A 17,037-nucleotide genomic window follows, 5' to 3' on the forward strand; every position below is an offset into this window, starting at 1 on the left:
GGCGCTCAGCCCGCGTCGTCGTGGAGGTGCTCCGAGCCGATGGCGTCTCCCAGGAGGTCGAGGTCGATCGGCTCCCCGGCGCGGATCACGCTGAGGCGGCCGCTGGCCTCGAGGATGACCGCCTGGACCTCGCCGAGGTGGCGCACTCCGGCGGCGCGCAGGGCCGTGTTGAGGTGGCCGCGGGTGACGCGCCCGCGGCGCGCCTGGTCGGCGAGGATCCGGCCGCGGGCCACGATCACGCGGGCCCGGCCGCCCATCGTCCGGGCGCCGCGCACGGTGCCGGTGAGGGCGCCGAAGACCGCCTCGAGCACGGCGAGCGTGGTCAGCCCCACGACGCCCGCGGCCAGCGTGGGCGGGTGGCCGAGGATGACGCGGCCCGCCACGGCGCCGAACATCAGGGCCACCACCGTGTCGAACACGGAGAGACCCGTGATCAGCCGCGCGCCGAACACGCGGAGCAGCAGGAGCGCCGTGAGGTAGATCCCGAGTGCGCTGAGCACCACCACCGGGACCCGCCACAGCTCCATCCCCAGGTGCTCCGTCAGCGCGGCGGGCCACCCCTGCGGCGGTGTCCAGCCCAGCACGGGAGCGACGGCGGAGGCAGGGCGGGCGGCGGGCATGCGCCCATTCTCCCAGGGGATGCCGCAGGGGCGCGGTCGGGGGCGCTGGGGAGCGGGCGCCCGCCGCGCCGCCTCCACTGTCACCGCCACCCTCGCAGCCGCCACCCTCGCAGCCGCCGCCGTCGCGCTCACCGCGTGGTCGGGCGGCACCGGGTCCGCCAGCCCGACGCCGTCCCTCGCCCCCGCTCCCGGATCCGGCGAGGTGGTGACGGAGCAGGCCCTCTCCGGGTTCAAGCGCCTGGCCAACGCCGGCAACGGCAAGGACGTCATGGTCGTCACTGGCCACGGCTGGGAGGTGTTCAACGCCGGCATCCAGGCGAAGGCCCACGGCGACCACGTCCACAGCTACGCATCCGAGCCGGGCATGACCGGCGTGACCTTCCCCGGCGGCCACGCCGGCCACGTGGTGACCCACCACGGCCAGACCACGCTCTTCGCGGACGGTACCGGCAGGATCCAGACCTTCGAGTCCGCCCACCTGGACAAGGCCACGCGGGACCTCATGCCCGTGATGGAGGAGAGCACGACGTCGGCCCCGCACCACGGCGTGGCGCTCGAGCTGGCCGACGGGTCGCTGCTGACGACGCAGGGCACCGAGGAGTCCCGGGACACCGTGCAGGTGGTCGACCGCGCGTCCGGCGAGGTCAGGGCCGAGACCGACGACGGCCACGAGGGCCACGACCACGGCGCCGAGCCCTCGGAGGGCCACGAGGGGCACGACCATTGATCGTGTGACGAGACTCCGGCCGGGCGCCCTTCGTGGGGAGGGGTGCCCGGTCGGCGGCCGGGGGCGTCGTGGGGACGCTGACGGCCAGGGCCGGCACCTGCCGCCGGCCCGTGGATGGAGGAGGGCGGGGCCGCGTAGTGGGGACGCGGCCCCGCCCGCCTGCCCGCAGGCCCCGCGCCGGGAGGGCCTGCCGGATCCAGGAGGGCCTGCCGGAGAGGATGGCCCGGGGATGGTGGGGTCAGTCGGCCACCGGATCGTGGTCCGTGATCACGCTCAGGCGGTACCGGGTGCCCTCGGGGACCTCGGCGCTCACCACCAGGTCCTCCGCGTCCGACTCCGGCACCATGACGACGTATCCGCCGCAGCGGTCCGACCACCCCAGGGGTTGGTAGGCGGCGAAGCCGTCCGCCCCGAGGATGCCCACCGAGGACGGGCCGGCGTCCGGGTCGTCGCACAGCAGCATCAGGCGCAGGGTGCCCTCGGGGCGTTCGCCGCCCATCGCCGCGCCCCCCTCCCCGGGGGTCTGGAGGCCCTGCAGCTCGGAGGCGATCACGTTGACGTCCGTCGTGGGCGTGCCGGGCAGCTCGACGCCCTCCAGGGCCCGGGCCAGGGGGTCCTCCGTCGGACTGCCCGCCCGGTGCGTGACGGCGGCCTCCGGGAGGGCGGCGAGGAAGCCCTCGCTCAACGGCAGAGCCCCGTTCCTGGCGGGATCGGCGCCCTCGGGCACGAACCCGGCACCGGCGGTGGAGCCGCCGCCCGAACCCTGCGTGGCGCTCCCGGAGGCCGGCGCCGGAGTGCTCGGCGCCGTGGTGCCGGAGGCTGGCCCGCCCGCGGACGGCGTGGTGGTCTCGGACGTGCTCGACGGGGACGGCGTCGTGTCGGAGGACGCCGCAGGGGAGGGTGTGGTGCCGGACGCCGTCGCTGGGCCCCCGCCGCCGGAGCAGCCGGCGAGCGTGAGGGCCAGGGTCAGGGCCGCCGTCGTGGCCGGGAGGGCATGGCGGGCGGAGCGGAGGGAAGGGGGTGAGGGGGTCAAGGCGGACCTCCGTCGGTCGGGGGAGCCCGTGCTCCCGGACGCCGGCCCGACCGGTCGTCGTGCAGTGCGTGAGGGGAGACTATGCATCGCATGGGTCCCCGTCTAGCCCCCGGTGTGAGGGACGCCGGATGTGCGCTTCGCGCGCGGCGGGGAGGAGTCCTCAGGCGGCCGGTGCCTGACCCCGCACCTGCCGCAGCACCTCGGGGGCGACCGCCGCGGCCCAGTCCTCGTAGCCGGCGCCGTTGGGGTGGAACAGGTCCCGGGCCAGGCGGCTGACCTGGTGCCTCAGATTCCGCCGCCACGTGGCCGCGTGCACGTCCGCCACGCCGAGGCCGTGCCGGGCGGCCACCCGCCGCACCACCGTGTTCGCCCGGCACACGCGGGCCTCGAACGGCGGGATGCGGAACGTCGGGACCAGGCCCAGCGTGGCGCCGGCGGGCAGGGCGCGGGCGATCGCCTCGAGGGGCTCCTCGAAGGCGGCCTCGCGGAACCGCCAAGCCCAGGTGACGTCGTTGCCGCCGACGACGCACGTCACCGCGTCCACCCCGCTCGCCGGCATGAGGGGCAGCTGGTCGGCGAGCACGTCCTTCGCCATGGCCCCGCTGACGGCGAGGTTCACCACCCGCACGGGCCGGCCGGTCTCGGCGGCCACCCGCTCGGCCACCTGGGCCACGTACGTGCGCTCCACGCTCTCGGCCCCGATCCCGACGGCGGCCGAGTCGCCGAGAACCACCCACGTGAGGGCGTCGGGGTCCTCGTGCGCGGCGAGGGCGTGCCAGTGGGCACGGTAGTCGGCGTCGTGCTGGGCCTGCCAGCCGGAGGGGGAGGGCATGCGCGCCAGGCTACCGGCGCCCTGACGTGCGGACACGCGGGAGGGCCTCGACTCGGGCCACCTCATGGGCCAGGGTTGGGCCATGACGTGTCTCCGGGCCGTGGGCCGCTTCTACGGACGCTACGCGCAGTTCGGCGGCCGGGCCGGGCGCGCCGAGTTCTGGTGGGTGGTGCTGTACCTGTCCCTGCTGAGCATCGTGGTCACCGTGCTGTTCGGGGCCCTCGGGGCGGACACGACGACGGCCGCCCCCTCCGCCGTCGTGTTCCCCGGCTTCGCGGTCAGCGGTCTCAGCGTCCCCGCCGTCGACTCGATGACCGAGGCCTACCACGACGTCTCCGGTGTCCTCGGCCTGCTGCACATCGTCCCCATGCTGTCCCTCACGGCCCGCCGCCTGAGCGACGCCGGCCTCACCCCCGTCTGGATGCTCCTGGGTCTGATCCCGGGGCTCGGCGCGATTGCGCTGTTCGTGATGGTGCTGCAGCCGTCGGCTCCGCGCGAGAGCAGGGCAGGCGCGGCGTCGGGGGATCCGGTGCTGCGCCGGTGAGACCACCCGGTCCGCGCAGGACCGCGTCCTGAGGACACGGTCCTGCACACAGTCCGAGGTCTGGTCGAGGGGGCCGGCCCGTCAGGCCGCCCCCGCGCCGGCCACTCCGCGCCCCACCCGCCCCGGGCCCGTCGGCGCCGTACGCCGGTACCAGTCGAGGCAGAGCAGGGCGATCAGCATGAGGTCGATGTAATCGCCCCCGTAGTACATGAGCTGGGCGCCCTCCTGGGCCTCCGCCGCCCCGACACCCGCCGGCGGGTGCGCGTAGATGTGCTTCGAGAGGATGGCGTGCAGAGCCAGGAAGCCCACCAGCACCCCGGCCCGCAGCGGGTGCCCGTGCGGATGCGGCGCCGGGTCCACCTGCAGCATCGCGGCGGTGAACACCCACCCGGCCAGGAGCACGTGCCCGTGCACCACCAGGTGCCCCACCGCGGAGGCGTGCATCCACCCGTGCAGGGGCGTGGTGTAGAGCAGCCACAGTCCGCCGATGTTCAGCACCGCCGCCACCACCGGATGCGAGATCACCCGCACGTACGGCGTGGACAGCACGCGGGAGAGCCGCCGCGCCCACACCACGGGCAGGCCGCGCAGGGCCACGGTCACGGGCGCGGACAGCACCAGCAGCATCGGGGCCAGCATGCCCAGCAGCAGGTGGCCCCACATGTGCGCCACGAAGTCGTGGTGGCCGGCCACCCCCAGCGGCCCCACCGCGACGACGCCGGCCACCACGCCCGCCGCCGCGCTCAGGGTGCGCGCGTCGGACCAGGCGCGCCCTCGGCGTCGTCCGGCGCACACGAGCACCACGTACAGGATCAGGAAGAGCAGCAGCCCCCCGCCGATGACGACGCCGGCCAGCGGGAACGGCGCGCTCGCCGCCTCGGCCCCGAGCTCGGCGCCGAGGCCGTGCTCATGCACGGGCGGGAGCCGCGGCCGATCGGGAGCCGCGCCGCCACGCCAGGACGCCGACCACCAGGAAGGCGACGGCGATGGCCATCCACACGAGGTCGTACACGAGGATGTTCTCGATCGGCGGGTACGGGCCGGTGCCGCGCAGCTCGGTGGGGATCACCTCGTACCGGATCTGGTGGATCTTCATCAGCTTGTGCTGGACGGTGCCGTCCCACGCCTGGAAGGCGCCGGCGCCGATCAGCACGGCCGGCCACCACCGTCCCACGCCGGGCCCGCCCCGACGGCGCACGTCCGCGAACAGGAACAGCCCGGCCACGGCGGCGAACCAGCCGAACGCATGGAAGAGCCCGTCCGAGACGAGTCCGACGGCCGTGGTGGAGCGGTCGTAGAAGTGGTGCCAGTGCAGGAGCTGGTGCAGCACGGTCTCGTCCACGAAGGCGGCCACGCCCACCCCGAAGAGGAGCCCGGACACCAGCAGTCGGCGGTGGAGGTCGGGGGCGGAACGGCCGACGGGGCGAGCCGTGGCGGAGAGGGAGGCCATGCGGCCCACGGTAGCGCCAGGCCGCGGGGATGCGCAGATCAGGGGCGCGTTGCGGGCTCGCCGTCCAGCACGCGGTCGACGACGCCGGCCACCTCCGCCCGGTCCGCGGGTCCCAGCCCGAGCAGGGGACGGGGCAGGCAGCCCGGGGCGGCGTGGCCGAGGTGCTCGGCGGCCGCGGCGGTCACGCGCAGGCTCCCGTGCCGGGCGAACAGGTCCCACAGCGGTGCCAGCCGCTCCGACTCGGTGAGGGCGTCGGCGGGCCGCCCCTCCCGCACCGCGCGCGTGATCCGCACGGCGGGCTCCGGCAGGGTCCCGGCGATCACCGAGTACCAGGTGTCGCAGCCGGCGATCAGCCCCGCCGCCCCGAACGCGTCCCCGGAGACGCCCACGCCGACGTGCGTCGGCACCGCGGTGCGGATCTCCGCCACCCGCTCCGCCGCCGCCCACGGGTCCGCGGGCACGCCCGGGATCTTGAGGGACACGACGCCGGGCAGCGCCGCCACGCGCCCGTACAGGGCGGTGCTGAACGTGAAGCGCGTGGTGCCCGGGTTGTCGTAGACGACCACCGGCAGCTCCGTGGCGGCGGTGACGTCCGCGTAGAGATGCGCGACGTCGTCGTCGGTGAGGGGCTGGTAGGACTGGGGAGCGAGCAGCAGCCCCCGCGCCCCGGCCGCGGCGGCGTCCTCCGCGAAGGCGAGGGCGTGGGCGGTGCGCAGTGCGCTCACCCCGGCGTGCACGGGGACGTCCCCGGCGGCGTCGACGGCGAGGCGCACCACGCGCGCCCGCTCGGCGCGGTCGAGGTAGGCGCCGGAACCGGTGGAGCCGAGCACGGTGATCGCGTCGACGCCGGCGGCCGCGAGCCGCTCCACGATCCGCACGAGGGCGGCCTCGTCGAGGCGGTCGTCGCGCAGGGGCGTGAGGGGGAAGGCGTTCAGGGCCGCGCGTGCGGGGGCAGAGGGCATGGGGGGAGGGTAGCGGGGCCGGACCGGATCGTTGACGGATCAGGGCGCAGGGGGTGGACTGTGCCCCACATCCCCGGGCGCCCAGGAGGCCCTCATATCACATCAGCTCGAGCAGGAGATCATGGACGCCGCCCGCTCCTCGACGACAGGCTCCGGATCCCTGGCGGACGCGGTGGAGCACGAGCATGCGTGAGGAGGACGCGCAGCGGGTGGACCTCAGCCACCGGCTGACCAGCGGCGGGACGGTGTTCCCGGGCGACCCGCAGATCCGGCTCGCCCCGGCCGCCCGGATCGAGGTCGACGGGTTCGCCGTCACCTCGGTGACCATGGGGTCCCACTCGGGCACCCACGTGGACGCGCCCAGCCACACGGTGGCCGGCGGGCGGACGATGGACGACGTCGACGTGGCCCGCCTGATCGGCCGGGCGCACCTGCTGCGCGTGCCCGGGCTCGCACCGCGGGAGCGGATCGGCCTGGCGCGGCTGGAGGGTCAGCTGGCCGCGCTGCCCGACGGCGCCCGGATCGTCCTGCTCGTCACGGGCTGGGACCGATTCTGGGGCGACGCCGCCTACCTCGACCACCCGTTCCTCGACGGCCTGGTGGGGGAGCACCTGCGGGACCGCGGGGTCGACGTGCTGGGGGTGGACACCCTCAACCCGGACGAGACCGCCCCCGAGGGGTCCGCGCCCCTGCCGGTGCACGAGGCGCTGCTCGGAGCCGACCGCCTCATCATCGAGAACCTCCGTGGGCTCGCCGACCTGCCGGCGTCGGTCACGAGCCTGGAGCTCACCGCCCTGCCCCTCCCGCTCGGCGGCGCGGATGGGGCGCCGGTCCGCGCGATCGCGCGGATCCCCGCGGAGGCGTGGGCGGGTTGCCCCTGACCCCTGACCCCTGACCCCTGACCCCTGACCCCTGAGATCCGCGGGCCCGGCAGACCTCCCTTGTTCGTCAGGACCGAGTCGCACGGACGCGGTCCTGACGAAAAGGTGCGGTCCTGCGGATGTGGGGTGCGGCCGGGCTGGGCGTGCGCCGGGCCGGAGGAGTCCGCGTCCCGTCGGCGCGGTCAGCCCCGCACCGCCTCCACCACCAGCATGCGGTCTTCGGCCGGGTCGAACGGGGTGCGGCGCCAGTCCCCGGAGATCCGCTCCACTCTCAGCCCCGCCACGGCCAGGTCCGCCCGGACCTGCTCCGCGGAGCGGAACTGCAGGTGCTGGTCCAGCTCCAGCACGTCGCCCGAGTCGGGGAACTCGGTGCGCACGTGCATGGTCACCACGCCGTCCTCGTCCGGGGCGGAGGTGCGCTCCGACTCGATGAGGCGACCGGCCGGCGTCGTGCGCTCGGTGGGGTCCTGCTGCCAGCCCTCCCACGCGCGCCGGGCGGGGTTGCGCGTCTCGAAGACCAGCCGGCCGCCGGGGACGAGCCCCGCACCGATCCGCCGCAACGCGGCGTGCCAGTCGTCGCCGATCAGGTGCATGGCCACGTTGCCGCTCATCACCGCCAGGTCGGCGGAGTCCGGCTCGATCAGCTCCGCGGTGCCGCGCCGCCATGTTACGTCGTCCCCGTCTGGACGGGTGCGGGCGACCTCGAGCATGGCCTCGGCCGGGTCGATCCCGACGACGCTCCGCCCCTCGCCCGCGAGCGTCACCGTGAGGATGCCGGTGCCGCAGCCGAGGTCGACGATGCGGGCCACGGGGCCGTCGGTGACAGCCGCGACCTCGTCCGCCACGCGGCGGAAGAAGACGTGGTCCTCGACGGCGGCGTTGTCCACGTCGTAGACGGCGGCGAGGCGGGCGTCGTCGTAGGTGCGCCGGTTGGCCTCGGCGCGGGAGGGGGCGTCGGTCATGCGCGCAGTCTGTCACCCGGGCCGGGCGCCCCCTGCCGCAGCGCCTGCCCCACCACGACCAGCAGCATCGCCGCACCGGCGGCCGCCGCCCCGGCCGGCCCCGCGGCGGGCACGCCGAGCATCGCGACGAGCGCCCCGCTCAGGCCCAGGGCCAGCATCGACCCGCCGATCCACCGGAACACCGGGGCGCCGAACGCCCGCGCGAACGGCAGGAAGTGCCCGCCCACCACGGCCGCCACCAGGGCAATCTGCGCCGTCGGCGCGTCTGCGGCCCGGGCCAGCAGGTGCGTCACGGGGAACAGCAGCAGCATCACGACGACGGCGACTCCGTACACGCGCAGCGCCCCGGGCGTCGGGGGCGGCAGGGCGGGCAGGATCCGGCGGCGGAACAGGACCCCCACCAGGGTGAAGCCGACGAGGACGACCGCCAGCCCGCGGAGCGGCTCCTGCCACCCGGCGGGCAGGCCGGCGAGTCCGGCGAGCAGGAACGCCGCCCCGCCGACGACCCCGATCAGCCCGCCGAACACCACCGGATGCCGCAGATGGCCGATCCCGCGGACGCGCTGGCCGTCCACGATCTGCCTGTGAGCGTTGCCTGTGTGCACCCGTGTCATCGTTCCCCTCCTGCTGTGTGCGACCGGGGCCATCGTGTCACGGCCGTTAGCCTCCTCCCATGCCCTCCGCCTCGATCGACCACGTGCGGCAGGCCCGCCGCGTCCTGCTCCACGGGGTCACGGGGGCCGGGAAGTCCACCGCGGCCGTGCGGCTCGGCGCTGTGCTCGGCCTGCCGGTCACCCTCGTGGACGAGGAGTTCGGCTGGCTGCCGGGCTGGGTCCCGCGGCCGGAGGCCGAGCAGACCGCCCTGGCGGACTCGGTCACGGCGGGGGAGGCCTGGGTGCTGGACTCCGCCTACGGCTTCTACCGGCCGATGGTCATGGAGCGGGCCGACGTCGTCATCGCCCTGGACTACTCGCGGGCCCGGACCTTCACGCGCCTGGTGCGGCGCACGATCCGCCGGGTGGTGGGGCAGGGGGAGATGTGCAACGGCAACCGCGAGTCCTGGCGTCGGGTGCTCGGGGAGGAGTCGATCCTGCGCTGGCACGCCGCCACGTTCGACCGCAAGCGGGCATGGGCCCGGGAGCGGGAGGCCGCGGCGGAGGGGGCGCCGGTGCTGCGCCTGAGCACGCCGCGACAGTGGGAGCGGGTGCTGGCCCGGCTGGAGGGCAGGCGGCAGGCTCCCTGAAGCACGCTGCTCCTCCGGACCTCACGTCGTGCTCAGGACCGCGTCCTCAGGACACGGTCCTGAGCAGAAGGGGAGGTCCTGCGGCCGCCTCGCCCTTCGTCCCGCGCTCTGACAGGGTGGGGCCATGGAGGGGATGGAGCGGGAGAAGGTCTGGCACGTGCGGATCGCCGTCGCGGCGGCGCTCGTGGGATGCGCCGGCGTCGTGTCCGGACTGCGGCACGAGCTGGGGCTGGGATGGGCGGTCGGGCTGCTGACGGCGTGCCTCCTGGGCGTGGCCCTCGCCCTGCGCGACGTGCACCACCGGGTGGACCAGGAGGAGGCGGGGCGTCAGGTGTTCTACGCCGGCCGGGGGAGTACGGCGTGGTTCGCGGTGGTGATGGTGGGGGTCGCGATCGTGCCGGGCATGGTGATCCCCCTGCTCGCGGACGGGGCCGCCACGGCGCTGGGTGTGGGACTCTTCGCCGCCGTGCTGACCGCGGCGGCACACGGCGTGCTCGCGGCCACCACCACCGGGGAGCCGCAGCCCGAGCCGGTCCCGGTGCCGTTGCGCCGCGAGGACGGCTGAGAATCCGCTGCGGAAGTGACCCTTCTGAGGGCGGTGGCGGTCGCCAGAAGGGTCAGTTCCGCAGTAGATTCGGCGACGCCGGAGCACTCAGGAGAACGTCGGGCGCCGGGCGTCGGACGCTCCCGTGGCACTATCGGCTCATGCCCGAGCGCCCCGCCCCCACGCCGCCCGCCGCCACACCCGGCCCCGCCCCTGCCGTCCATGCCGCGGGCTTCGACGAGCTCGACCGGACGACGGCCTACCGCCTCTGGCAGCTGCGGTCGCTGGTGTTCGTCGTCGAGCAGGACTGCCCCTACCTGGACCTGGACGGCCGCGACCTCGAGCCGGCCACCGTCCACCTGTGGGTTGAGGACGAGGCGGGCACGCCCGTCGCCACGCTGCGGCTGCTGGACGACGGCGACGTCGCCCGGATCGGCCGCGTCGTCACCCACCCCGACGCGCGGGGCCGGGCCCTGGCCGGGGCGCTGTTGGACGAGGCGGTCGCCCGGATCGGCGGGCGGCCGAGCGTGCTGGACGCCCAGGCCCACCTGGCGCACTGGTACGCCCGCTGGGGCTACGCGCCGGACGGGCCGGAGTTCCTCGAGGACGGGATCCCGCACATGCCGATGCGGCGGGCGGGAACGGGTGCGACGGACGGGCGTCGCGCGCACATCTGAGAATCGACTACGGAAGTGACCCTTCTGGGGGTGTCAGCGGGCGTCAGAGGGGACACTTCTGCAGTCGATTCCGGACGCCGCCGTCCGACGTCGCCTGGACCACCGTCGTCTGCAGCTCCGCGGCGGTGCTCGTGTCCGGGGTCACCACGGTGAACCGCTGCCCCTCGTGCGTCGTGAGGACCAGCCCGGCGGGGCCGCCAAGGTCCAGGCGCACGCCGCGGCGGGAGCGGGCCCGCCCCGTCACCGGCCAGTTGATGTAGGCGACGCCCGGGCCGACGTCGTCCTGGACCTCCACCGTGGCCAGTGAGTCCAGGGGCAGCTCGCGGGAGTACAGCGGGGCCCGGAGGCGGAGTACGCCGGCGGCCGGGTCCATCGTCAGCTCGATGCGGGCCCGCAGGAACGCCGCGTGAACCAGCCACGCGACCAGCCCGAGGCTCGTGGCGCCGATCGCCAGGTAGCCCGGCGACCGCAGTTCCGGCTTCAGCAGCGGGAGCAGGATCAACGGGAGCGCCGTGACGAACACCAGCGCCCACCCCAGCACCCGGTAGCCGGCCGGCGGGTCGACGACGGCGGTGTGCTCCGCCTCGGCGGGTGCGGTGGTCATCGGTGCCCGATTCGGGCCGTCGTCCTGCCCATTCCCGCTCCGATGATGAGCAGGGCCAGTCCGAGAAGCTGGAGCCCCCAGCCGAGGAGACCGCGCCACTCGAAGCTCGTGAAGGACACGAGGAACGCACCTCCCAGGATGACCAGCACCGCCATGACCACGAGGAACACCCGTCTCGACCCTGTGTCAACCATGTAGGGGACGTAGCATGCGCGCATCGCGGGGTGGCCAGGGGTGCGGCCCGCGGGCGGTGGGGTGGGGTGTCATGAGACCGCGGACATGCGACGCAGCCGCTGCACCTGGCGGTGATAGCCGACGAGCGGAAAGCTCGTGTACACCAGGGCCACCGCACTCAGCGTCGCGGCCGCCATCATCGCCGCGCGAGGCCAGTCGACGGCCGTCATCACCAGCACGACCAGGAGCACGGCGGCGAGCGTCACTGCGGTGTAGCGCAGGAACAGGGAGCGGTTGTCGAGTGCCTCCTCGAGTCGTGACTCCGTGCCGGTATGGACGGGGGCGGTGCCCGGGACGGCCTTGAAGAAGTGGATGTGGCCGTAGGTGAGCACGGGCGTCCATCCGGCGGCCCGGAAGAGGTCGAGGTAGTCGTCGTCGGGGTCGGTCTCGTAGGCCATGTCGAAGATGACGTCCTCGGGCTCGGCGTCCTCGAAGCGCCAGCCGTGGGCGGCCAGGGAGAATCCGGCCAGCCGCTGGCCGCGGCGGGCCATGTCCTCGAACATCGCGAGGTCCTTCTCCGGGGTGAAGGCCAGCCCGCTGCTCATGCGTGTGGTGCTCATGTCGTCTCCATGATCTGGTCGGCCATCGCCAGGAGGCGGCGTCGGCGATCGATGTCACTCATCAGGACACCGCGTCCCCGGGGGGTGAGGCGATGGACGCGGCGGGCGTCGTCGCCGTCGAGCTCTTCGATGAACCCGGCGTCCCGGAGCTTCTTCAACGTGGTGTAGAGCGAGGCCGGGCCGAGGGTGAGGCGGCCATCGCTCCGCTCGGTGAGGAACTGCATGACGGCGTAGCCATGGCGTGGCCGGGTGAGGGCCAACATCACGTGCAGGGCGGCGTCCGTGAGCTCGCCGTGCGCAAGGGCGGAGGTGCGGCTCATCGGGGTCCCGCCCCTCTCTGACTATCACTCATGGATATATCCATGAGTGATAGTCAATCATCGACTGCACGCGAGGACAAGGGCATGCGGCATCGGATGCCGACCTCGACACCCCCGGTCGTGACGACGCCCCGGATGCGCTCGGCACCCGGGGCGTCGTCGGAGGGGGTGGGGCTCAGTGGCCGTAGCCGCCGTCGTCGTCGGCCACGGTCTCCTTCTCGGCCTGCTCCGCCTTCTCGGCGAGGCCGTCGACCTCGGCGGGCTGCTGCTGCGCGGCCTGGTCCTGGTCGCCGGGGGCGTCGGAGTTCTTCATCTCGGTGTTCGGCTGCTCGGTCATGGGTGCCCTCCTCAGGCGTGGTGGGTGACGGCCGGCCAGCCGTCACCGGGGTTCGACGAAGCGGGGGTGGGAGTGGATCGCCGTCGAGCCAGTCAACCAGGGGCGTCGTCGACGCGCCTATCGCTGGCCGCCCGGTCAGTCTCTGCCGGGCAGCACGTCACGGGCGGTGTCGGCTGCCCGCTGGAACAGGGACTGGTCCCCGCCGCCGGCCCAGGAGGGGTCGTGGGGCATCGGGCCCATCGGATCGGCCGCGTCCGGGTCCGCGGGCTCGGTCTCCCGCGGGTCCGCCAGGGACCGGCGGATCGACTCGTCCAGGCCCATCAGCTCGTAGCCCTGCGGCAGCAGGTCCCGCACGAAGTCCTGCTCCTGGCAGACCATGTCGTGGTGCAGGCTGTCGAGGAGGGCCTCCACCACGGGGGCGGGCACGTCCGTCATGCGCCCGGCGAGGACGCTCACCAGCTTTGTCGGCAGCAGCGGGACGTCCACCTGGGGCCGGGTGAGGCCGGCCAGCTCGGCGTAGCGGGAGAGCAGCTCGGGGTAGCGCAGCTGCTCGGGGCCGCCGATGTCGTAGCTGCGGGTGGGGGAGTCGACGTCGGCGGAGGCCACCAGGGCCTCGAGCGCGTCCACGATCGCGATGGGCTGGACGAGGTGGTCCATCCAGGTCGGCACGGTCTGCAGGGGCATGCGCTCGCTGATCTGGCGGATGACCTCGAAGGACGTGGAGCCGCTGCCCATCAGCACCGCCGCGCGCAGGGTGATCACGCTCGCCTGCGCCTGGCTGAGGATCCGTTCCACCTCCAGGCGGGAGGACAAGTGGTCGGAAAGCTCCTCCTCCGGCGCCTCCGGGGGGATCAGGCCGGAAAGGTACACGATGCGCCCGACGCCGGCCTCGTCCGCGGCGTCCCGCATGATCTCGGCGGCCTCACGGTCCTTCTCGACGAAGTCCTTCCCGCCCATCCCGTGCACGAGGTAGTAGACGACGTCGACGCCCTCGCAGGCCGCCCGGACCTGGTCGGCGTCGTTCACGTCCATGGTGACCGTCTCGACCCGGTCCGCCCACCACGGCTGCTCCTTGGACTCGTCGCGGCGGGTGGTGCGGACGCGGTGGCCGGCGTCGATCAGCTTCGGGACCAGGCGGCCGCCGACGTACCCGCTGGCGCCGGTCACCAGGATCAGGCGGGAGCCGCCGTCGGGGCCGGCGTCGTCGGGTGCGGTGGCGGGGGAGAGGGGGGCTGAGGTGGTCATGTCGTCCTCACGGGGGGTTTCTCGGCTGGGATGGGGTCAGAAGGGGGGGTGTTGGGAGTGTGGAGGGAAGTCCACCAAGCACGGCGGGGGAAGGCAATGCCGCAGCTCCCGCGGGGGTGGTGTGAGAGGTGCCACTGCCCCGACCACGTCTGCACCCGTTGCGGCATCCCTCAAGGAGCGCCGTCGATTCAGGGTCAGGGCAAGCGCAACTCCACCGAGTAGGCCAGGTGGTCGGAGGCGCCCACCTGGACGGTGCCGCAGGAGAGCACCTGGACATCGTCCGTGACGAGGACGTGGTCGATGGGTGCCCGCACCCACGGGGGTGCGCTCGCGGGCCATGTGCCCTCTGCAGAGCCGGGGCACTGCCGGGCGGTGTCTGCCAGGTGTGTCCGTGCGGCCAGAGGCCCATGGCGCAGGGTGGCGTTGAGATCCCCGGCCACGATCATCGGTCCCTCAGCGGCGGCGCGGTCCATCTCCTGCAGGCGGCTGAGGTCGGCGCGCCAGGAGTCCATCAGCCGCGGCAGCGGGGGTGCCGTGTGGACGCCCACGATCAGCGGGCCCTCCAGGGTGCCCGCCGGTTCCAGGGCCACGGTCCCGAACGTCATCGGGGTGGGAACGGCTGGACGGTGGGACCCCATGCGGGAGTGCATCGCGATCGCCGTGGGTGCCACCCCCGCCGGTCGGCCGCGGCTGAATCCGGCGTCGTCGCCCTCGTGGACGCCCTGGGCGAAGGCGGTCCCGACCAACGCGGTCCTCACGCGTGCTGGCGACGCCTCGAGCAGTACCAGCACGTCGGGGTTCACCACCGCGATGAGATGCTGCACGTCCGCCGCGGTGAGCGTGTCCAGACTGTTGAACACGGTGACGCGCACCTCGCGGCCAGCGTTCGCCGTCGCGGTGGAGGGGCCCGCCGCCCATGGCGGGCCATCGGGCCAGAAGAGCAGTCCCGTGCCCAGGAGTGCGAACATCACAGCGACGACGACGGCCCCGGCCTGTGCGCGCGCCCTCGCCCGCTGGCCCAGGGCGAGCACGCCGAGACCGAGAAGGACGAGTCCCGCTCCCGCGAGTCCTGGGAAGGCGAGGACCTGGGCGAAGAGGAGGCGCGTGCTCAGCCACTGCCCCGGGGTGCTCTGCGGCAGGAACACGGCGATCACACCCACAGTGAGCGCGAGGACGAGTCCGGCGGTGAGCACCCGGGTGAGCAGGCGGCGTACCGGCGTCCGAGCGTTCGCCCGAGATGCCGGTCCACGGCGATCAGCAGCCACGAGATCAGCCCCCGCCCTCAGCTGTGACCCAGCCCGAGGAAGAGCCGCAGCTCCTCGGCTCCCGTGATCCGCACCGGCTCGTCCCCGCGCACGAGCTCCTCCGGGCGCAGCTCGAAGTACACCTCGCCGGTCGGCACGCCGCGACGCTCAGCCTGGCCGCGGCCGGTCTCCCGGTAGCCGACCTTCTCGCTGACCCGGCGGGAGGCGGCGTTGTCCTCCCAGGCGGAGGAGGTGACGGCGTCGAGGCCCAGACCGTCGAACGCGAGCGCGCACATCATCCGCCGCATCCGGGTGCCCAGCCCCTGGCCCTGAAACGGCAGGCCCAGCCAGGAGCCGGTCTCCAGGCGGCGGGTGCCGGCGACGTCGGGGCCGTTCATGCCCTGCATGCCGATCACCCGGCCGTTCCGCCGCACCACAAGCTCGAGGCTCACGTCGCCGTCCACAGTGCGGGTGAGGGTGGAGGCGAAGAACCGCAGGTAGTTGGCGGGCATCTCCTCGGCCGGGGCGTCCGTCCATGGGAAGAGGAACGGCGTCCAGGAGGGGTCGTGGATCCCGCCGGCGACGACGTCGAGCACCTCCGGCACGTCGGCCTCGCGCAGCGCGGTCATCCGCAGGTCGCCGGCCTCGACGACGAGTCCGTAGGGCGGCCAGATCTCCTCGAGGGTGCGGGTCATGCCCGGGAATCCCCTGCAGAAATGACCCTTCTGGGGTCGGATGAGGGCCTCATAAGGGTCATTCTTGCAGTCGATTCTGAGGGCTGGCCGGCCGGCGCAGCGGCGCCGTCGCCTCCATCGCCGCCTCCACGAGGATCGGCCGGAAGCCGAGGGCCTCGTTGACGTCCAGCATGGGCCGGTTCTCCTCGGCGTTCCAGGTGATGATCGCGCGGGCCTCGGGCATCGCCTCGCGCAGCGCGATCAGGTTCGCGGCCTTCACGCGCATCCCCAGCCGGTGGCCGCGGTGCTCGGGCAGCACGATGGTGTCCCACTGGTCGACGACGCCGCTCGTCCGGGAGCGCGGCGCGACGAGTTCATTGAGCCCGACGATCCGGCCGGTGCCGCGGTGGCGGACCACGGCGCGGAAGAGGCGCCCGGTCAGGAGGATCTGCTCCTCCCTGCGGCGGACGCGCTCCGCATCCCACGTCTGCTCCGCGACGGTCAGGTCCCCGGCGGGCACGTCCGTGGACATGCGCGCCTTGAGGACGGCGAGGTCGGCGCGCAGGGACGCGTCGGCGTCGCCCTCCCAGGCGTGCACCTCGTAGTCCTCCGAGTGCCGCTCGGCCTCGCCGAGGGCCTCGGCCGGGTCGACGGCGGGCGCGGCGACGTCGTACCGGCTCACCCGCTCGACCTGGCCGAGGGAGAACCCGTAGGACTGGGCGAGGCGCACCCCGGGGTGGTCGGCCGGGACCGTGCCGGCCCTGCTCGAGGGGGTGAGGACCCGTGCACCGGGAACGGGCGGCGGGGTCATGGGCCAGGTCTCGAACCGGGTCTTGCCGGTGGTGTCCTGGACGAGCCTGTCGGCCAGTGCGCGGCCATGGCCCCGTCCGCGGTGCCGCGGGTGGACGTAGACGTTGAGGGCGGCCGCGTCAGGGTCGTCGACGTGGTTGATCAGGACGCGGGCGTAGCCGACCGCCTCGCCGTCGACGTACGCCAGGTAGCGGCGCTGGGTGTAGTCCGTCTCGGCGCGGGCCGCGATGAGGGTGTCCTCGGGGGAGTCGTCCCACTCGGTGGTGCCGAGCAGCTCGTGGTTGTACTCGTCTCCGAGGCGGCAGTAGGCCCGCCAGTGGGGGTCGTCCGACGAGGCGGGCAGGGGGAACTCGATGATGTCAGGCATGGGGTGATTGCTTTCTGCAGAAAGGGGTGGGCGCAGAGGCACCCGTCGAGCCGTGCTCGAGACGGGCGCGCGGGGAGGGCCGGTGGTGGGTCGTCGGACCCCCGGGGTCACTGCTGCTGCATCATGGGGTGAACTGTGTCACGACGCGGATCGGGGGGCAAGGGCCT

Annotated in this window: 22 protein-coding genes; 6 read left to right on the forward strand and 16 right to left on the reverse strand. The window is 74.0% G+C overall.

Features of this window, described 5'->3' with window-relative positions:
* Nucleotides 1-5 precede the first annotated feature (5 nt).
* Entirely contained in the window at nucleotides 6-620 is a 615-nt protein-coding gene (locus BJ976_RS00545; protein ID WP_135030406.1) for a DUF421 domain-containing protein, read from the reverse strand.
* Here BJ976_RS00545 and BJ976_RS00550 point away from each other — a divergent pair.
* Nucleotides 619-1,347: a hypothetical protein gene (locus BJ976_RS00550; RefSeq protein ID WP_260399189.1), complete on the forward strand. Its 729-nt coding sequence runs from the start codon at nucleotides 619-621 to the stop codon at nucleotides 1,345-1,347. The genes BJ976_RS00545 and BJ976_RS00550 overlap by 2 nt on opposite strands.
* 238 nt (nucleotides 1,348-1,585) lie before the next feature.
* Here BJ976_RS00550 and BJ976_RS11925 read toward each other — a convergent pair whose 3' ends face one another.
* Nucleotides 1,586-2,380 carry a hypothetical protein gene (locus BJ976_RS11925; RefSeq protein ID WP_229667472.1) on the reverse strand — a complete coding sequence of 265 codons (795 nt, stop codon included), beginning with the start codon at nucleotides 2,378-2,380 and terminating at the stop codon, nucleotides 1,586-1,588.
* A 160-nt stretch (nucleotides 2,381-2,540) separates the two neighbouring features.
* Nucleotides 2,541-3,212: an SGNH/GDSL hydrolase family protein gene (locus tag BJ976_RS00560; protein ID WP_135030405.1), complete on the reverse strand. Its 672-nt coding sequence runs from the start codon at nucleotides 3,210-3,212 to the stop codon at nucleotides 2,541-2,543.
* Between the two features lie 82 nt (nucleotides 3,213-3,294).
* On the opposite strand from BJ976_RS00560, the gene BJ976_RS00565 reads away from it, so the two are divergent.
* A complete protein-coding gene (locus BJ976_RS00565) occupies nucleotides 3,295-3,756 on the forward strand; it encodes a DUF805 domain-containing protein (protein ID WP_135030404.1) in 462 nt (153 codons plus the stop codon).
* A gap of 81 nt (nucleotides 3,757-3,837) precedes the next feature.
* On the opposite strand, the gene BJ976_RS00570 is transcribed toward BJ976_RS00565, so the two are convergent.
* The 3 genes from BJ976_RS00570 to BJ976_RS00580 are packed head-to-tail and all read right to left on the reverse strand — an operon-like array spanning nucleotide 3,838 to nucleotide 6,168.
* Nucleotides 3,838-4,671, reverse strand: a complete 834-nt coding sequence (locus BJ976_RS00570; protein ID WP_135030403.1) for a cytochrome c oxidase assembly protein — start codon at nucleotides 4,669-4,671, stop codon at nucleotides 3,838-3,840.
* Entirely contained in the window at nucleotides 4,664-5,206 is a 543-nt protein-coding gene (locus BJ976_RS00575) for a DUF2243 domain-containing protein (RefSeq protein WP_135030402.1), read from the reverse strand. The genes BJ976_RS00570 and BJ976_RS00575 overlap by 8 nt, the downstream gene beginning before the upstream one ends.
* 38 nt (nucleotides 5,207-5,244) lie before the next feature.
* The gene (locus BJ976_RS00580; protein ID WP_135030401.1) at nucleotides 5,245-6,168 is read right to left on the reverse strand and encodes a dihydrodipicolinate synthase family protein; all 924 of its coding nucleotides are present in this window, start codon (nucleotides 6,166-6,168) and stop codon (nucleotides 5,245-5,247) included.
* Between the two features lie 185 nt (nucleotides 6,169-6,353).
* Between BJ976_RS00580 and BJ976_RS00585 the strand changes: the two genes are divergently transcribed.
* Complete coding sequence (locus BJ976_RS00585) at nucleotides 6,354-7,049, forward strand: cyclase family protein (RefSeq protein ID WP_135030400.1); 696 nt, start codon at nucleotides 6,354-6,356, stop codon at nucleotides 7,047-7,049.
* Between the two features lie 182 nt (nucleotides 7,050-7,231).
* On the opposite strand, the gene BJ976_RS00590 is transcribed toward BJ976_RS00585, so the two are convergent.
* Together BJ976_RS00590 and BJ976_RS00595 are read right to left on the reverse strand one after the other, a co-directional pair.
* Nucleotides 7,232-8,011, reverse strand: a complete 780-nt coding sequence (locus BJ976_RS00590) for a class I SAM-dependent methyltransferase (RefSeq protein WP_135030399.1) — start codon at nucleotides 8,009-8,011, stop codon at nucleotides 7,232-7,234.
* Nucleotides 8,008-8,625, reverse strand: coding sequence for a hypothetical protein (locus BJ976_RS00595; RefSeq protein WP_135030398.1), 618 nt, complete (start codon nucleotides 8,623-8,625; stop codon nucleotides 8,008-8,010). The genes BJ976_RS00590 and BJ976_RS00595 overlap by 4 nt, the downstream gene beginning before the upstream one ends.
* Before the next feature lie 59 nt (nucleotides 8,626-8,684).
* On the opposite strand from BJ976_RS00595, the gene BJ976_RS00600 reads away from it, so the two are divergent.
* The 3 genes from BJ976_RS00600 (at nucleotide 8,685) to BJ976_RS00610 (ending at nucleotide 10,475) form a co-directional block, all read left to right on the forward strand.
* Entirely contained in the window at nucleotides 8,685-9,254 is a 570-nt protein-coding gene (locus BJ976_RS00600) for a P-loop NTPase family protein (protein WP_135030397.1), read from the forward strand.
* A gap of 124 nt (nucleotides 9,255-9,378) precedes the next feature.
* Nucleotides 9,379-9,819 carry a hypothetical protein gene (locus BJ976_RS00605; protein WP_135030396.1) on the forward strand — a complete coding sequence of 147 codons (441 nt, stop codon included), beginning with the start codon at nucleotides 9,379-9,381 and terminating at the stop codon, nucleotides 9,817-9,819.
* Between the two features lie 140 nt (nucleotides 9,820-9,959).
* Nucleotides 9,960-10,475, forward strand: a complete 516-nt coding sequence (locus BJ976_RS00610) for a GNAT family N-acetyltransferase (protein WP_135030395.1) — start codon at nucleotides 9,960-9,962, stop codon at nucleotides 10,473-10,475.
* A gap of 43 nt (nucleotides 10,476-10,518) precedes the next feature.
* Here BJ976_RS00610 and BJ976_RS11930 read toward each other — a convergent pair whose 3' ends face one another.
* The 8 genes from BJ976_RS11930 to BJ976_RS00650 form a co-directional block, all read right to left on the reverse strand.
* Nucleotides 10,519-11,079: a hypothetical protein gene (locus BJ976_RS11930; RefSeq protein WP_229667470.1), complete on the reverse strand. Its 561-nt coding sequence runs from the start codon at nucleotides 11,077-11,079 to the stop codon at nucleotides 10,519-10,521.
* 263 nt (nucleotides 11,080-11,342) lie between these two features.
* Complete coding sequence (locus BJ976_RS00620) at nucleotides 11,343-11,873, reverse strand: DUF2812 domain-containing protein (RefSeq protein ID WP_135030394.1); 531 nt, start codon at nucleotides 11,871-11,873, stop codon at nucleotides 11,343-11,345.
* Entirely contained in the window at nucleotides 11,870-12,193 is a 324-nt protein-coding gene (locus BJ976_RS00625) for a PadR family transcriptional regulator (protein WP_135030393.1), read from the reverse strand. The genes BJ976_RS00620 and BJ976_RS00625 overlap by 4 nt, the downstream gene beginning before the upstream one ends.
* A gap of 175 nt (nucleotides 12,194-12,368) precedes the next feature.
* The gene (locus BJ976_RS00630; RefSeq protein ID WP_167736945.1) at nucleotides 12,369-12,530 is read right to left on the reverse strand and encodes a hypothetical protein; all 162 of its coding nucleotides are present in this window, start codon (nucleotides 12,528-12,530) and stop codon (nucleotides 12,369-12,371) included.
* Between the two features lie 135 nt (nucleotides 12,531-12,665).
* Nucleotides 12,666-13,775: an NAD(P)H-binding protein gene (locus BJ976_RS00635; protein ID WP_221419374.1), complete on the reverse strand. Its 1,110-nt coding sequence runs from the start codon at nucleotides 13,773-13,775 to the stop codon at nucleotides 12,666-12,668.
* Nucleotides 13,776-13,969: 194 nt separating this feature from the next.
* Nucleotides 13,970-14,968, reverse strand: coding sequence for an endonuclease/exonuclease/phosphatase family protein (locus BJ976_RS00640; RefSeq protein ID WP_135030392.1), 999 nt, complete (start codon nucleotides 14,966-14,968; stop codon nucleotides 13,970-13,972).
* 89 nt (nucleotides 14,969-15,057) lie between these two features.
* Complete coding sequence (locus tag BJ976_RS00645) at nucleotides 15,058-15,714, reverse strand: GNAT family N-acetyltransferase (RefSeq protein ID WP_135030391.1); 657 nt, start codon at nucleotides 15,712-15,714, stop codon at nucleotides 15,058-15,060.
* Between the two features lie 58 nt (nucleotides 15,715-15,772).
* Complete coding sequence (locus BJ976_RS00650; protein ID WP_135030390.1) at nucleotides 15,773-16,870, reverse strand: GNAT family N-acetyltransferase; 1,098 nt, start codon at nucleotides 16,868-16,870, stop codon at nucleotides 15,773-15,775.
* Nucleotides 16,871-17,037 lie beyond the last annotated feature (167 nt).

This window comes from Micrococcus flavus (assembly GCF_014204815.1).
In the GTDB taxonomy this organism is placed as follows: domain Bacteria; phylum Actinomycetota; class Actinomycetes; order Actinomycetales; family Micrococcaceae; genus Micrococcus; species Micrococcus flavus.

What these genes read in the sequence shown, in the direction of transcription:
- BJ976_RS00550 (WP_260399189.1), top strand. Translation starts at nt 619, where the DNA reads ATGCGCCCATTCTCCCAGGGGATGCCGCAGGGGCGCGGTCGGGGGCGC.
- BJ976_RS00545 (WP_135030406.1), bottom strand. Translation starts at nt 620, where the DNA reads ATGCCCGCCGCCCGCCCTGCCTCCGCCGTCGCTCCCGTGCTGGGCTGG.
- BJ976_RS00560 (WP_135030405.1), bottom strand. Translation starts at nt 3,212, where the DNA reads ATGCCCTCCCCCTCCGGCTGGCAGGCCCAGCACGACGCCGACTACCGT.
- BJ976_RS00565 (WP_135030404.1), top strand. Translation starts at nt 3,295, where the DNA reads ATGACGTGTCTCCGGGCCGTGGGCCGCTTCTACGGACGCTACGCGCAG.
- BJ976_RS00575 (WP_135030402.1), bottom strand. Translation starts at nt 5,206, where the DNA reads ATGGCCTCCCTCTCCGCCACGGCTCGCCCCGTCGGCCGTTCCGCCCCC.
- BJ976_RS00580 (WP_135030401.1), bottom strand. Translation starts at nt 6,168, where the DNA reads ATGCCCTCTGCCCCCGCACGCGCGGCCCTGAACGCCTTCCCCCTCACG.
- BJ976_RS00585 (WP_135030400.1), top strand. Translation starts at nt 6,354, where the DNA reads ATGCGTGAGGAGGACGCGCAGCGGGTGGACCTCAGCCACCGGCTGACC.
- BJ976_RS00590 (WP_135030399.1), bottom strand. Translation starts at nt 8,011, where the DNA reads ATGACCGACGCCCCCTCCCGCGCCGAGGCCAACCGGCGCACCTACGAC.
- BJ976_RS00595 (WP_135030398.1), bottom strand. Translation starts at nt 8,625, where the DNA reads ATGACACGGGTGCACACAGGCAACGCTCACAGGCAGATCGTGGACGGC.
- BJ976_RS00600 (WP_135030397.1), top strand. Translation starts at nt 8,685, where the DNA reads ATGCCCTCCGCCTCGATCGACCACGTGCGGCAGGCCCGCCGCGTCCTG.
- BJ976_RS00605 (WP_135030396.1), top strand. Translation starts at nt 9,379, where the DNA reads ATGGAGGGGATGGAGCGGGAGAAGGTCTGGCACGTGCGGATCGCCGTC.
- BJ976_RS00610 (WP_135030395.1), top strand. Translation starts at nt 9,960, where the DNA reads ATGCCCGAGCGCCCCGCCCCCACGCCGCCCGCCGCCACACCCGGCCCC.
- BJ976_RS11930 (WP_229667470.1), bottom strand. Translation starts at nt 11,079, where the DNA reads ATGACCACCGCACCCGCCGAGGCGGAGCACACCGCCGTCGTCGACCCG.
- BJ976_RS00620 (WP_135030394.1), bottom strand. Translation starts at nt 11,873, where the DNA reads ATGAGCACCACACGCATGAGCAGCGGGCTGGCCTTCACCCCGGAGAAG.
- BJ976_RS00625 (WP_135030393.1), bottom strand. Translation starts at nt 12,193, where the DNA reads ATGAGCCGCACCTCCGCCCTTGCGCACGGCGAGCTCACGGACGCCGCC.
- BJ976_RS00630 (WP_167736945.1), bottom strand. Translation starts at nt 12,530, where the DNA reads ATGACCGAGCAGCCGAACACCGAGATGAAGAACTCCGACGCCCCCGGC.
- BJ976_RS00635 (WP_221419374.1), bottom strand. Translation starts at nt 13,775, where the DNA reads ATGACCACCTCAGCCCCCCTCTCCCCCGCCACCGCACCCGACGACGCC.
- BJ976_RS00645 (WP_135030391.1), bottom strand. Translation starts at nt 15,714, where the DNA reads ATGACCCGCACCCTCGAGGAGATCTGGCCGCCCTACGGACTCGTCGTC.
- BJ976_RS00650 (WP_135030390.1), bottom strand. Translation starts at nt 16,870, where the DNA reads ATGCCTGACATCATCGAGTTCCCCCTGCCCGCCTCGTCGGACGACCCC.